This window comes from Vibrio sp. QJM3NY_15 (assembly GCF_057785995.1).
Genome location: NZ_CM173517.1, coordinates 1767867 through 1781495, shown reverse-complemented (window position 1 = coordinate 1781495; position 13629 = coordinate 1767867). Strand labels below are relative to the sequence as shown.

Here is a 13629-nt window from a genome sequence, read left to right as displayed (position 1 = left end):
ACGCTGTCATGAGTATAAAAATAACAACGCAGCAAATTTCAATGCGCTACAAAGAGCGTGTTTTGTTCCACATCCCTGAATTGTCGATCGGCCCTAACGATGCTATTTATCTCAAAGGCGATAACGGTGTAGGCAAAACGACCCTACTTAAAATCTTATCAGGATTGATCAAGCCGAGCTCTGGCCGTATTCAGTCTCCGACACAAAGCTGGCAACACAGCCTGTTTCCTCGGTTAAAATTTAAAGACATCATCTATCTCCACCAAACCCCTTACCTTTTTGATGGCTCTGTGTACCAAAATGTCGCTTATGGCATTCGCTTTAACAAAGAGAGCCAAAAAGATAAGCGAGCTCAAATAATTAATGCGTTGAGGATGGTAGGTTTAGAAACCCTAGCAGACGAGCACATTTCTGTTTTGTCTGGTGGTGAGCGTCAACGCGTGGCAATGGCACGAGCTTGGATTCTCAAGCCTTCAATCTTGCTGATGGACGAACCAAGTGCTTCTTTAGACAAAGAATCTATTGAAAGATTGGTCATTATGGCCGAAGATCTTCTTCAGAGAGGCGCGAGTTTGGTCATCACTAGCCACCAAACTAACGCGTTAACCGATTTATGTAAGAAGCAGTGGTGGATCAAGGACAACACTTTGACCGAATCACCGCTTCTTCAAGTTATTAAAAAGAACAAAGCACAAGAGAATATTTATGCTGCTTCCAACGCAAACTAGTTGGGTTATTTTGGCTGGCGGTCAAGCCAGCCGTATGGGCGGAAAAGATAAAGGACTCGTTGAGCTCAACGGTTCTCCGCTTATTCAATACGTTATAGACAAGCTGTCTCAACAAGATGTCAGCATTACCATCAATGCCAACCGTAACCTAGACAGTTACCAAGCATTTGCACCGGTTGTTTCCGATTCTTTCCCTGACTACCCAGGCCCTTTGGGTGGGATTCACGCTGGCCTTAAAAACGCGATCACAGATTGGGTAGGCTTTGTTCCTTGCGACAGCCCTCAAATCAGTGACGACCTTGTTGAGCGTTTTTGTGCAGCAGTAAAAGAAGACAGCGACATTCTTGTGGCTCACGATGGCGAATTTAAGCAACCTGTATTCACCCTGTTCCACAAACGTGTTCTGCCAAAGTTAGAAGCGTTTTTAGAGCGTGGCGACCGAAAGATCATCTTGTTGTACAAAGAGTGTGTGACTGAGTACGTCGACTTTAGCGACGCGCCGAACTGCTTTGTTAATCTCAATACGCCAGAAGAACTCACCCAATTTGGAACGCTTCAATAATGAAAGATTCAAAACAACGCCCTAACCTTCCTTTATTGGGCTTTGCTGCTTACAGCGGCACAGGCAAAACAACCGTACTTGAAGCGTTGTTGCCTCTGCTGACGAATGCGGGTTTAAAAGTGGGTGTTCTTAAACACGCTCACCACGATTTCGATGTCGATAAGCCAGGCAAAGATAGCTACCGCCTACGTAAGGCTGGAGCCAATCAAATGCTGATCGCTTCGCGTAATCGTCACGTGATGATGACAGAAACGCCAGAAGCCGAAGCTGATTTTGATTACCTACTGACACGTTTCGATACCAACACACTGGACTTGATTCTGGTTGAAGGCTGCAAGAACATTGCCTTCCCAAAAATTGAACTGCACAGAGACGAAGTAGGTAAACCTTGGTTGTATCCAAACGATGACAACATTATTGCGATTGCTGCAGACAGCCAAGTTGAATCAGACTTGCCACAAATGGCGATCAGCGACTTAGAAGCGATTCGTGATTTCATCATCGAGTATGCTCAGTCATTCGACCCTTCATCGACAACAAGCAAAACAGCGTCGTGTTCATCTTCAAAAGACGACTCACCTGTTGTGTGTTGTGATTCCTTCTCTCCTGCTGGCCTAAGCGTTACGCAAGGTCAGCAAAAGATCGTCGATAGTATTGATGCGCTCGACCTAACTGAGAGTGTTGAATTACTACAAGGCTACGGGCGTGTGCTGGCTGAAGATGTTATTTCACCAATCAACGTACCTCAGAATACTAACTCTGCAATGGACGGCTATGCGATCCGTAGCGAAGACCTAGAATTGGACAGCTACAACATCGTTGCTGAAGTCATGGCTGGTCACAGCTACGAGCAAACCGTTCAACAAGGTGAAGCCGTTAAGATCATGACGGGCGCTCCAATGCCAGAAGGCGTTGATGTCGTCGTGATGCGCGAACAAGCCGTTCAAGAAGGCGACACAGTTAGCTTCCCTGACGCTAAAATCTCGGTTGGACAAAATGTCCGTATGGCGGGCGAAGATTTAGAAATCGGCCAACCTGTCTTTACTCGTGGCACACGTATCGAAGCACCAGAAATGGGCATGATGGCGTCACTAGGTTTTGGCAACTGCCCTGTTTTACGTAAAGTTAAAGTCGGTGTGTTCTCTACGGGTGATGAAGTTCAAGCACCAGGTAGTGAGCAGAAGCCGAACTCTATCTATGACTCGAACCGTTTTACTATTATCGGTATGCTTCAAAAGCTAGGCTGCGACATCGTTGATTACGGCATTATCGAAGATGACGAACAAAAGATGATGGATGTACTTCATGCTGCGTCGTTAGAGACCGACATGGTTCTGACTTCAGGTGGCGTGTCTGTTGGTGATGCTGACTACATCAAACTCGCGTTAGATAAGTTGGGTGAGATTAACTTCTGGCGTATCAACATGCGTCCAGGTCGCCCTCTTGCTTACGGCAAAATTGAAGACAAACCTTTCTTCGGTTTACCTGGCAACCCAGTAGCCGTGATGGTGTCGTTCATTAACTTTGTAGAACCCGCGATCCGCAAGCTACAAGGTCAAACTAACTGGACACCAGTGAAAGCGAACGCGATAGCAACTGAGCAATTACGTTCTCGTCAAGGTCGTACTGAGTTCAGCCGTGGTGTGTTCTCAATGAACGAATCAGGCGTACTTGAAGTGAAAACAACCGGTAAGCAAGGTTCAGGTATTCTACGTTCAATGAGCGAAGCGAACTGCTTAATCGAAATCTCGCCAGCGGTTGATACCGTGAAAGTTGGCGAGACAGTAACGATAATTCCACTTCAAGGTCGTGTTTAATTGAAGGTTCAATGACCTGAATTGACCTAGCAGCTTTTTAATTGACTTAGAAGCTTTTTGATTGATTTGGAAGATCTTCGCCAGAACATAGATGAAGCCCCTTCTATCGAGCTTTCGATGTTATGGGGCTTTCTTTTCGTTTCGTAAAAGACAACCTGTTCGTTCCTCAAAAGACAGAAAGCTTAAATAGCAATAAGCTTGAAGAACGATAATCTTAAGATTTTTTATCATAACCTTGAGCCACGTACTGTTTTTATGTAGAGTGCGCGCAAAGTAATAATTCTATTGGAGAGCATCATGGCTCGTACCATTCTGTACACTTACAAAGACGAAGACAAAGAGTTACTGTTTTCGAAACAAGAACACCGCACGATCCAAGAAGCTGTAGCTGCAGCTGAAGGTATCGACATCACTGAGTATCTAAAAACTGAGCAACAGCTTGAGTTTATTTCTGATACTAAAGCGGTTCGTAACTACCAAGACAACTATTTCCGTAAGCTAGGCTTCACTAAGCTTACATTGAAACAAAAAGACAACCTTGGCGTTGGTAAAAAGAAGAAGTAAGCCCTCTGGCTCTTTTTCTTGATATGTAGCTTCTAGCTTTTCGTTTAGCCTTACAGAAACGAAAACACTGAACAATAAAAAATGCCGCAACCTCTTTCGAGATTGCGGCATTTTTATTTGTGTTTTTAACTAGCTGAACGTTAAGTTGTGATTACTTAATGTTAAGGAATGCAGCGCCACGAACACCGCCTGAATCACCGTGTTTCGCTTTGATGATCTTAGGACACTTCGCTACAGACAGTAGGTACTTAGGTATGCGCTTTGGCATTTCTTCGTAGATAAGTTCGAAGTTTGAAAGACCACCACCCAGTGCAACAACATGTGGGTCAAGACCCGTAAACAGGTTCGCAAAACAGATAGCCAATAGCTCCATAAAGCGATCTACGTGCTCAGCCGCTTTTGCTTCACCTTCGTTGTACGCTTGGATGATTTCAATCGCTTTCTTCTTCTCACCGAAGTAGTGCTCATAAATCAATTCGAAGCCACGACCAGATAAGTAGCTGTCTAAACAACCTTTTTTACCACAACCACAACCTAATAGCGGCGCGTTGTCGCCAAGGTGGAACCATGCATCAATAGGAAGACGCATATGGCCTAACTCGCCTGCAACGTGGTTACGACCAGAGAACACTTTGCCTTCATAAACTAAACCACCACCGAAGCCAGTACCTAGAATTAGGCCAGCAACTGATGGTTCATCTTTAAGTTCATCATCCCATGCTTCTGAAAGCGCAAAACAGTTCGCATCATTCTCGATTTTTACACTACGACCAATAAGCGCTTCTAAATCTTTACGCAGTGGCTTACCTGTTGAAGCCGGTACGTTAACAACCAGCATTGTGCCGTCGTCTGCGTTTTCCATGCCAGGAAGACCAAGGCCAATTTTGCCTTCGCAAGAGAATTCGCTGTCGTATTTTTTAACTAAACCAGCAATCGTATCAAGCAGTAATTGATAATCGTCTGTTGGTGTTGGAACACGTTCTGTTGCTACTCGCTCAAGTTTCTCATTGAATGCACCAAACTCAATTTTTGTGCCGCCAACATCGAAGCCGTAATACATGAAATCTCTCCAATTTTTCCCTAAATTAGGGCAAATAAAATTTTTAAATTAAACAACTAAGGAGCATTATCCATAACACTCCCCCTACAAACCGTGATAGATAACAAACTTATCTCGTGATCGAGTCTGTTTGAACAACAAGTCAGCACAAAGCGGTTAAAGGTTAGAGTGACGTCTCACTTTTGGTGTGCTCTATGAAAGCGTTCAGACTTGGTTTGGTCGGATCGGACTTATAACGCGTCTTACTTAGCATGTAGCTTTCACGAAATGCTTCAAACCATAGTTGTAAAGTCTTCGCGCCCTGCTCTTCACCCGCTTGTTTTAATACTAAGCTCGCGACTTCGGCAGTAGAAAGGTGTTGTTCGTTGTCTGACTTACGCATCATGTATTGAGAAACCGATTCAGGCTCAATCGACAGCACAGGTAAGTCTTGCAGATACTCTGAACGACGGAAGATACGTCGCGCTTCGCGCCAGCTGCCATCAATGAAAATCAGCAATAGTGTTTTGTTTGGGTCACGCATTTGTGGCAGGTCTTGAACCACGCGTGTTTTGTCGTCGGTATAGTCTTCAGGAAACACGATCACAGGTTGGTATTTGTCGTCTTTTAGAACATCCAACATCTCTTGATTTGGTTCAGTACGATGCCAAAGGTAGGCGTAACTGTCTTTTACCGTATCAACAATCAAACGACCGGTGTTACTTGGTTTTAAGATTTCGTTGTCTGACAAGATCAACATAGTCGCGACGTTCGTATCAATGTTAGGTTGATGCTCGCAGATACAGCTGTCTTGTTTTATTTTACAGAACTCACATCGCACTACTTTACACCCGCGCGCATTAAACGGCTTAGTAGCAATGGATAAACGGTGTTGGTATAAACGGTGAAAAGCGTGGATTCTCATGGACAATAACGATAAATCTAGAAAAGTGGCACGATTGTACTTACAGTGACCCTAGAATGATAGAAGGAATTCCCATGCAAGACCCATCCCTGCTTCGCCTTGTTTGTTTTATTGTCGTTTTTGGATTATGTGCGCTTTGGGAGTACCGCTTTCCACGTAAAACGCTGACTCAGAGTAAATGGTTTCGTTGGGGAAACAACTTTGCTTTAGTCGCTCTGAATAGCTTTCTGTTAGCGACGTTAATCCCTATCGCAGCGTTCCAAGCGGCGGTTATCGCACAAGAAAACCATTGGGGTTTGTTCAATACCCTGTCACTTCCCAAAGAACTCAGTATTCTGATTTGTGTATTGCTCTTGGATTGTGCCATTTACCTACAGCACTTGGTGTTTCACCGCGTTCCTTGGCTTTGGAAGCTGCACCGAGTACATCACGCTGATCTTGATATCGATGTTACAACGGGCACCCGCTTTCACCCAATAGAAATGATTCTTTCAATGCTGATTAAAGTGAGCTTGGTCATAGCACTGGGTGTTCCAGTGATCGCTGTTGTCATCTTCGAAATTGTGTTGAATGCCAGTGCCATGTTTAACCACAGTAATGCACGCCTTCCGTTGTGGTTTGATAAACGATTAAGAAAAGCGATCGTTACGCCAGACATGCATCGCGTCCACCACTCAGTCATTGTTAAAGAAACATACTCAAACTTTGGTTTCTTCTTATCGGTGTGGGATATCTGGTTTAGGACGTATCGTGACCAGCCCAAGCTTGGTCATGAGAACGTTCATATCGGCGTGCCAGAGATACAAGATGGAAAGGAACAGAGGCTGGATAAACTGATCACCCAGCCATTTAGATACAACCAGAAAAGTTAAAAACTAGACAACAAACACGAACCAAACGTTACGCTTTTAACTCACGTAGATAGCGGTAAATGGTGTGGATAGAGATATCGAGCCCTTTTGCTGCTATTTGCGCACTGTCTTTCAAATCGAAAATGCCCATTTCATGCAATCGAGTCACAATCTCACGACTCTTCTTCGATGGCGCTATTTCAGGATCACTCGTCACCTGTTCTCGCACGGTTTCAATCGAACTGTGCATCATCTCTTCATTACTGCGAGCAAAGGTTTCAGGCGTGGTTTGAGGTCTTTCTAAGTGTGGAAGCAAACAAGGAACGAGTGAATGCATCACCTCTTGGAATGGCGCATCGAGGTTGGTGTTGATACATAACAAACCAATGGCTTTCTGTTGAGGATTTCGAATTATCGTCGTCATTGAACGTAAGGTTTTGCCATCGGGACATTTTGTCATATACGCGCCCGACACATCTTTACCTTGTGTAAGCTTCATCAGCGCTAAGTTGGTAATAGGTGCGCCTACGTCTCGACCCGTGACATGACTGTTCGCGATTTTGATAATCGAAGGGTTGCGAACATCTAAACTGTGCAATAACACTTCCGTATGCTCGCCATACATTGCAGCAATCCCGTCAACGATGTTTTCGATTGAGTGCAAAATATCATAATCACTTTGAGCTAATTCAAACACTGAGTCCTTCCTCTTCTGGCGAAAAAACCGCTAAGTAAAAATACCAAGCGGTTTGTTTTATTCTAAAACGTTTGATTACGCAGACATTATATCAATAATCGTTGAGTCTGTAACACTCATACCCGCGGTAACCAATTTTCCAATATTGCGAATACTGGTCTCGACATCATCAGCTACAATGCCTTGGTTGTGGGCTTCATTACAGCGCATCGCCATTAAGAATCCGTTAGCCGCTGCACTGGTTGAGGTTTTCACCTTCATCGCACATGTCGACTTAGCACCATCACAAACCATTCCAGAACAATCACTTAGTACATTCTGAATTGCGTAACAGCTCTGTTCGAAAGAACCTTTCGCAAGATACACCATCGCCATTGCCGCCGCTGCACTGGTTACCGTATTACCACAAAAAGCAGAAAGCGGTGGATAGTATGATTTGATATAAATCGCACCAAGGTGACTCATGATAAGCGCTCGTGCCAATTGTTCTTGAGACGACTTAAAATGCTCGGCGATAATTGCAACAGGAATTGTTGCAGCGATCCCTTGATTACCACTACCGAAATTACTCATTGCAGGCAAGGTTGCCCCGCCCATACGAGCGTCGGACGCGGCGGCAGTTTGCATGATGAGTTTATTCATCAGATCTTCGGTCATCAGGCCTAATTGGATACCTTGTTCCATGGTACGGCCAACTTCAAGCCCGTATGCATGTGCTAACCCTTCTTGTGACAACTTACTGTTGAGTTCTGACGCCTCTAGAATAAACTGAATGTCTTCAAATTCAGCGCCAGTGGCGTAATTGTAGATACCGCCGATATCAATATCGATACCATCACAAATCGATCCGGTTGACACCGTTTGGTCACAATCTTGACTGAATAAAACCGTACCATTTAACGTTTTTTTAATGATCTGAGTATGACCGCCGCTGATTTCAACGATAGCTATTTGACCTTCAGATTCAACTTCAGCACAGCAATAGATGAATTCATCTACGTCTTTTCGATGTGCGCTCACCTGCCCTGCATCAATAAGCGCTTGAGCTTTATCGACATCTTGTGCGGTGATCTTAGCCAAAACCTCTAAACCAGCGTGTGGATCCCCACCAATTGCACCAACAGCAGCAGCAATGGGTAAACCGATTTTTCCTGTTCCCGGAACAAACACGCCCATCGAGTTTTTGTATAAATTATCCGACACATACACGCGAACTTTGTCGGGTGTACCCACCAGCATCTTGGCCGCGACTGAACAAGCGTAAGCTGCGGAGATGGGCTCTGTGCAACCAAGAGCCGGTTTAACGACGGTATTTAAAATCTCTTTATACTGTTGCCATTGTTGTTTCATAGTAAGGACCTCACACTATTCTTCGATTATTTACGACCAGCAATCGCTTCAATTTCGATTTTCACGCCTAAAGGAAGATCCTTCACTGCAAAGCAGCTACGAGCAGGACAATCCGTTTCAAAGAACTCTTTATAGACTTCATTGAAAGCCGCGAAATCATTAATGTCTGATAAGTAACACGTTGTTTTTAGTACCGCGTCTAGGTCACTGCCCGCCGCTTGTAATACATATTGAAGGTTTAGTAACGATTGACGAGATTGTTCACTCACACCACCTTCTACGACACCACCTTTTTCTCTGCACACTGGTAATTGACCTGATGTGAAAACGAGGTTTCCAAATGCGTTGCCGTGTGAGTATGGACCGATAGCTTCTGGTGCTCTGTCTGCTGTGATGACTTCTTTCATGATTATTCCTGTTCTGGGTTACTAAATATTTCAACTACATTTTAAACACTGAAATAACCAAAGTGCAAAAATAGTTGCAATATTTACCTTAAAATACCGTCAATCAAAGATCTCAAAAATGGAAGTTAATGTAAGTGACTGAATTTGAATAACTTAAGCGTTAGCCCTTTTTCTATCGAAGTCGTAATACCGATCTAAATCAAATAAATTTTAATCTGCATTTGAAAAACAAACGAATCAGCAATACGATTCTCACCATAATTTGCAAATAAATTTGAATTTTTAATTTAGGGTGAGCAGTCATGAATAAACAACAGATACAGGCAGGGCTACGTGCCATCTTGCCGTTATGCGTAGGCGCATTTCCATTTTCATTTATCGTCGGAGCAATAAGTATCACAGCCGGAATGAGTGTTACTCAAAGTACTTTGTGGTCATTTACTGTGTTTGCTGGTTCATCGCAAATGGTCGCATTAGGCTTGGTTCAATCGTCTGCGAGCATCGTAGTCATCATGTTTACTACTTTCATTATCAACCTGCGTCACATGCTCTACAGCGCATCAATGTCTGAACACATGAAAGAATACCCTCTTCATATGCGCATATTGATGTCTTACGGATTAACAGACGAGGTATACGCAGTAACGATCAATGAAATGAAGGAAGAAAAACAAGGTCGTCATTGGTTCTATTTGGCGGCGATGGGCGGATTTTGGGTTAACTGGGTCTTGGCAGATTTTTTAGGTGCTCTGATTGGTTCTTCGTTCCCTGAAATTGCTAACTATGGTTTAGATTTCGCAATGGTTGCAGCCTTCATTGCTATTGTGATTCCCCAAGTGAAAAGTCGCGAGTGCATTGTGGCGGCAATCGTTGCGACATTCACAGGCGTTCTGCTGGCTGAACTCCCCTACTCGCTTGGCCTTGTTATCGCAGCGGTTGTAGGCGTTTACGCGGGGTATCGCATGGATCTATCGACAGAGAAAGCAGAACAAGAAGCAACACAAACTGGTTTATTAATCGCAGAAAGCGGAGTGGCATAACCATGAATACAACGACTTTTATTCTTATTACCTTAGCGATGGCGGCGGCAACCTTCATCATTCGTTTTTCTGTGATTGGTATGGCGGGCAAGTTTGAGATGTCGGAGCGTTTTAAAAAGACGCTGCGCTTTGTTCCCGTTACGGTTTTACCTGCGATCATTGCTGTGGAGATTTTAGGTGCGGGGCCTGAAATGGAATTCGATCTTCACAACCCAAAGGTTTTGGCTGCGATTGTTTGTACGCTTGTTAGCCTTCGTTTTGATCTGATTTGGGTTGTGATCAGTGGTGTTGCCTCGCTCATCTTTTTCCAACAAATCATGCCAATGTTGCCGATGTAGAGAAGCTCAAATAGACAGGTAAATAGCGTTAAAAAAGAAAAGGCAGAGTCTCGTACTCTGCCTTTTGCATAAATCCTATCTCGCTTGATAGTTATTCAATATTTATCAACAAACAGCAACGAACGTGTCTACTTTTCAGCTTGCAACTGGTACTTGTGAAGCATGGCTTGTTGGTGCCCTGCGATCTCGGCGACTTGTTCTGAGCTTTCAATCATAGACTCTAACTGCAACTTGGTATCTTCACCCTGCTCCGATACACGGGTGATTGAATGTGTAACATCAACAGTGGCGCGAGCCTGCTGCTCAGTCGCCACCATGATTTGCTCGACTCGTCCTTTAATCTGACTCACTGCAACTTCAATTTTTTCAAAAGCTTGCTTAACATCACCACTGGTTTGCATCGCATTGGCCATTTCGCTTCGAGATTCAGTTACCGCCGAGCGAGAGCGTCCAGCTGCTGCGACCAACTCATTCATCATATTGCGAATATTAGTCGTTTGCTGAGAAGTGCCGCTGGCTAGTTTTCTGACTTCATCGGCAACCACGGCAAAGCCTCTTCCTTGTTCACCGGCTCGCGCAGCTTCGATTGCGGCGTTCAATGCCAGCAAGTTGGTGTTTTCTGCAATGCCGCTGATCACGTCGACCATTTCACGGATCTGTTTAACGCGTCCATCGAGGTCGGTCATCGACTCTTCGTTCATACTTAAAGAGTGTTCTAAAGCTTGCAGGCGTTGTTGGTTGAGCCCGACAACTTGGCTACCAGTTACCGATTCGTTTTCAGCAAGTAGCGCGTCGTCATTGGATGCATTCGAAATACGTGCAATTTCACCAATCGAGGCTTCAAGCTCAGTTATGGTTGTAATCATGTTCTGCAACGATTCGTTCTGTTCATTCATGCTCAAATTAGTTTGTTCCGCTGCGTCATGGCTTACTTCTGCGGTTTGGTAAAGCGTTTCACAGTTACGTGTCACCAAGCGTACGGAATCCGCTGTTGAATCGACCACGGTATTCAGTTTCGAAGCAATCACTTGTAACTCTAAAGGACCAACCAATACGCTTTGTTTTGAGAAATCATGCTCTGCAAGCAAGCTCAGTTGTTGCGTAATATTTTTAAGGCCTTTGTTGACCCAGCGACGTAATACCAACCATGAAATCACGATGATTACGGCGATCACTAGGCCGCTGATAAACAACACTCGGTCAATATTGGTAATGGTCTGATTAACAACGAGTTCGCTCTCATCAATCAATTGAGAAGCGGTAAAAGATAATTGGTTCAGTGTGTTGATGACAGTGTTCGCTAAAGAGATCACTTCAGCAAGATCTTGCTCTTGTTGTTGAACTAACTGTAATTTCGATAGTAGTTGCTTGATAACGCCTTGTTCTGTGAAGCCTTCTTTTACCATTTCATAAGGTGCGGTTAGGCTTGCGAATTCAGCAATGTCAGGATGCCAATCTGCAAAATCACTGTAAGCCAAGTTCAGGCCCGCAATTCGGTTTCTTAATTGGCGATATTCGTCTTGTGCTTTCTCGATGTCAGATTGCATCATCAACATCAAAAAGGTATTTGCCATTGCAGAAGCACTTGAAGTGAAGCGATTCGCTGCATCACTGGCTTCTGGGTTATCTTCCACCAAAAACGAACTGATACGGTTCATTTCGGGTCCGATCGAACCAACACCGTAACGGAACTCGCCCATTTTGCTGTCGATCAGGTTTTGCTTATTTTGAATCTCGATCTGGGCGAGCAGAACCGTGTTGGTCATGGTTTGTAGTTGCGCCATATCATCGATAAGGTTCTGTTGTTGCTCTAAAGAGATCGCATCAGGAAAAGATTGGGAGATAAAAAGGAGTTCCTCTAGCGTTGCGTTACTCTCGGAAGCGAGTTGGTCAATCGATCCTCGTGTTGCATTCAGTGTATCTAAGTCGGTTGATTGGGTGCTGTAAGTGAGAAGTTTGACTTGTTCTAATACGCTCTGGGTTAGCTCCGCGTTGTGCAACGCAAGCGGTAATGCTTGCTCTGATAGCGTATCGAAATATCCGCCCACTCGCTCAACACCTCTTATGCTGACCATTGATAAAAAGCTGACAAGTAAAAGAATGGAAATAAAGACAGCACTAACGGTTTGGATGAGCGAGAATGTATAACGTGAGGGTTTTATTGATAAATTTGTGTCGGGCATGTGAAATCCAGTTTGACTACGAAAAGAGATATCCTTAAGTTAGTTCGTATACTAGAAGTCCTTGATGACGTTTTTATTTCATTTTTTTTTCAGAAGAGTTACATATGAAATTCAGAAAAATGCTTGCAGTTACAATAACTTTCGCAACATTAGCTGCATGTAGCTCGACACCACCTCCCTCTCACTTCAGTCAAACCGCACAGAAACCTCTATCAAAATCAGAACAATTGACTGTTAATGCCTATATGAGCGTGTATGACCAGTGGAAAGGTGTGCCTTATCACTTTGGTGGCACGTCATTTAGAGGTGTTGATTGCTCTGCATTTGTTCAAATTGCAGTACAAAATGCGACCCAACAAGCACTGCCAAGGACGACAAAAGATCAGAGTCAACAAGGGAAAGAAATCGCATATGAGCAAGCGATAAGCGGTGATCTGGTCTTTTTCAAAACCTCACCAAAGGTTCGACATGTAGGCGTTTATCTGGGAAACAAACAGTTCCTACATGCGTCTACGTCTAAAGGCGTGATTATTTCAAGGCTTGATAACCCCTACTGGGCTTCAAAATTCTGGCACTTTAGACGTATATAGATTGAAGTTTATCTGACTTTAATTACATTTAGCTAACGTCAGTAGCAACAGATCTTAGTCGTATTTAGCTACAGCAGTGTCAAACAAGTTCTTCACTAATGCGATGTATTCATCAAGAAAAACAATCTGTTCGTTCGTCGCTTTCTTAGCCCAAACACCTGCTAATACTTCACCTAAATCAGCGACAACAGCATCGGCCTCTTTCAACAATTGAAAACGAACGCTGGCATGCAATTCTGGGTTTTGTTCGAAAATAGCCATGATGTTGCTTGAAATCATGTCCGTTACGATGTCCTCGACACTTTCAGTGCCAGTATCACCGGTACCTTTGGTGAATACATCTAGGTTGAATGATAGGTGCTCGATTAAAGCTAAGTAGCCATCGGTTTCTACAACCACAATAAATCTCCGTTTTAAGCTCAAGAGTAGATTAATACGTACTTGGCTAATACTATGTAAATTAGGTCATTTGTCATCATTTTATTATTAAAAGTCGCATTTAAATGATCTTTGTTAGCATTTGAGCTCAAATTTAAAT

15 protein-coding genes are annotated in these 13629 nt (G+C 43.8%); 8 read left to right on the top strand and 7 right to left on the bottom strand.

Annotated features, from left to right (window positions below; all coding sequences use genetic code 11):
- Window positions 1-8: 8 nt before the first annotated feature.
- The 4 genes from AC3CKG_RS08130 to AC3CKG_RS08115 all read left to right on the top strand — a co-directional run bounded on the left by AC3CKG_RS08130 (window position 9) and on the right by AC3CKG_RS08115 (window position 3671).
- Window positions 9-728 carry an energy-coupling factor ABC transporter ATP-binding protein gene (locus tag AC3CKG_RS08130; RefSeq protein WP_009846743.1) on the top strand — a complete coding sequence of 240 codons (720 nt, stop codon included), beginning with the start codon at window positions 9-11 and terminating at the stop codon, window positions 726-728.
- The gene (gene mobA / locus AC3CKG_RS08125; RefSeq protein ID WP_102327415.1) at window positions 706-1290 is read left to right on the top strand and encodes a molybdenum cofactor guanylyltransferase MobA; all 585 of its coding nucleotides are present in this window, start codon (window positions 706-708) and stop codon (window positions 1288-1290) included. The genes AC3CKG_RS08130 and mobA overlap by 23 nt, the downstream gene beginning before the upstream one ends.
- Window positions 1290-3107, top strand: a complete 1818-nt coding sequence (locus tag AC3CKG_RS08120) for a bifunctional molybdopterin-guanine dinucleotide biosynthesis adaptor protein MobB/molybdopterin molybdotransferase MoeA (RefSeq protein ID WP_488529199.1) — start codon at window positions 1290-1292, stop codon at window positions 3105-3107. Before mobA ends, AC3CKG_RS08120 begins: the two co-directional genes overlap by 1 nt.
- A gap of 297 nt (window positions 3108-3404) precedes the next feature.
- Entirely contained in the window at window positions 3405-3671 is a 267-nt protein-coding gene (locus AC3CKG_RS08115) for a DUF2960 family protein (RefSeq protein ID WP_004733780.1), read from the top strand.
- Between the two features lie 151 nt (window positions 3672-3822).
- Here the strand turns inward: AC3CKG_RS08115 and nagK are convergent, their stop codons facing one another.
- Window positions 3823-4731 (bottom strand): N-acetylglucosamine kinase, encoded by a 909-nt coding sequence (gene nagK / locus AC3CKG_RS08110; protein ID WP_017112058.1) that lies wholly within the window; start codon window positions 4729-4731, stop codon window positions 3823-3825.
- Window positions 4732-4894: 163 nt separating this feature from the next.
- Window positions 4895-5641 carry a tRNA-uridine aminocarboxypropyltransferase gene (locus AC3CKG_RS08105; protein WP_076672039.1) on the bottom strand — a complete coding sequence of 249 codons (747 nt, stop codon included), beginning with the start codon at window positions 5639-5641 and terminating at the stop codon, window positions 4895-4897.
- 68 nt (window positions 5642-5709) lie between these two features.
- Between AC3CKG_RS08105 and AC3CKG_RS08100 the strand changes: the two genes are divergently transcribed.
- Window positions 5710-6507: a sterol desaturase family protein gene (locus AC3CKG_RS08100; protein WP_488529198.1), complete on the top strand. Its 798-nt coding sequence runs from the start codon at window positions 5710-5712 to the stop codon at window positions 6505-6507.
- A gap of 28 nt (window positions 6508-6535) precedes the next feature.
- On the opposite strand, the gene AC3CKG_RS08095 is transcribed toward AC3CKG_RS08100, so the two are convergent.
- The 3 genes from AC3CKG_RS08095 to AC3CKG_RS08085 all read right to left on the bottom strand — a co-directional run bounded on the left by AC3CKG_RS08095 (window position 6536) and on the right by AC3CKG_RS08085 (window position 8940).
- Window positions 6536-7183 carry a helix-turn-helix transcriptional regulator gene (locus AC3CKG_RS08095; protein WP_017112055.1) on the bottom strand — a complete coding sequence of 216 codons (648 nt, stop codon included), beginning with the start codon at window positions 7181-7183 and terminating at the stop codon, window positions 6536-6538.
- A gap of 75 nt (window positions 7184-7258) precedes the next feature.
- Window positions 7259-8533, bottom strand: coding sequence for an L-cysteine desulfidase family protein (locus tag AC3CKG_RS08090; RefSeq protein ID WP_488529197.1), 1275 nt, complete (start codon window positions 8531-8533; stop codon window positions 7259-7261).
- A gap of 26 nt (window positions 8534-8559) precedes the next feature.
- Window positions 8560-8940, bottom strand: coding sequence for a RidA family protein (locus tag AC3CKG_RS08085; protein ID WP_017112053.1), 381 nt, complete (start codon window positions 8938-8940; stop codon window positions 8560-8562).
- A 302-nt stretch (window positions 8941-9242) separates the two neighbouring features.
- Here AC3CKG_RS08085 and AC3CKG_RS08080 point away from each other — a divergent pair, with 302 nt between their 5' ends.
- Window positions 9243-9980 carry an AzlC family ABC transporter permease gene (locus tag AC3CKG_RS08080; protein ID WP_029223694.1) on the top strand — a complete coding sequence of 246 codons (738 nt, stop codon included), beginning with the start codon at window positions 9243-9245 and terminating at the stop codon, window positions 9978-9980.
- 2 nt (window positions 9981-9982) lie between these two features.
- Window positions 9983-10318 carry an AzlD domain-containing protein gene (locus AC3CKG_RS08075; protein WP_017112051.1) on the top strand — a complete coding sequence of 112 codons (336 nt, stop codon included), beginning with the start codon at window positions 9983-9985 and terminating at the stop codon, window positions 10316-10318.
- 128 nt (window positions 10319-10446) lie between these two features.
- Here AC3CKG_RS08075 and AC3CKG_RS08070 read toward each other — a convergent pair whose 3' ends face one another.
- Window positions 10447-12501 (bottom strand): methyl-accepting chemotaxis protein, encoded by a 2055-nt coding sequence (locus AC3CKG_RS08070; RefSeq protein WP_488529196.1) that lies wholly within the window; start codon window positions 12499-12501, stop codon window positions 10447-10449.
- A 104-nt stretch (window positions 12502-12605) separates the two neighbouring features.
- On the opposite strand from AC3CKG_RS08070, the gene AC3CKG_RS08065 reads away from it, so the two are divergent.
- Window positions 12606-13091 carry a C40 family peptidase gene (locus AC3CKG_RS08065; RefSeq protein WP_065103438.1) on the top strand — a complete coding sequence of 162 codons (486 nt, stop codon included), beginning with the start codon at window positions 12606-12608 and terminating at the stop codon, window positions 13089-13091.
- Between the two features lie 54 nt (window positions 13092-13145).
- Here the strand turns inward: AC3CKG_RS08065 and AC3CKG_RS08060 are convergent, their stop codons facing one another.
- The gene (locus AC3CKG_RS08060) at window positions 13146-13490 is read right to left on the bottom strand and encodes a DUF3802 family protein (protein ID WP_017112048.1); all 345 of its coding nucleotides are present in this window, start codon (window positions 13488-13490) and stop codon (window positions 13146-13148) included.
- Between the last annotated feature and the right edge of the window lie 139 nt (window positions 13491-13629).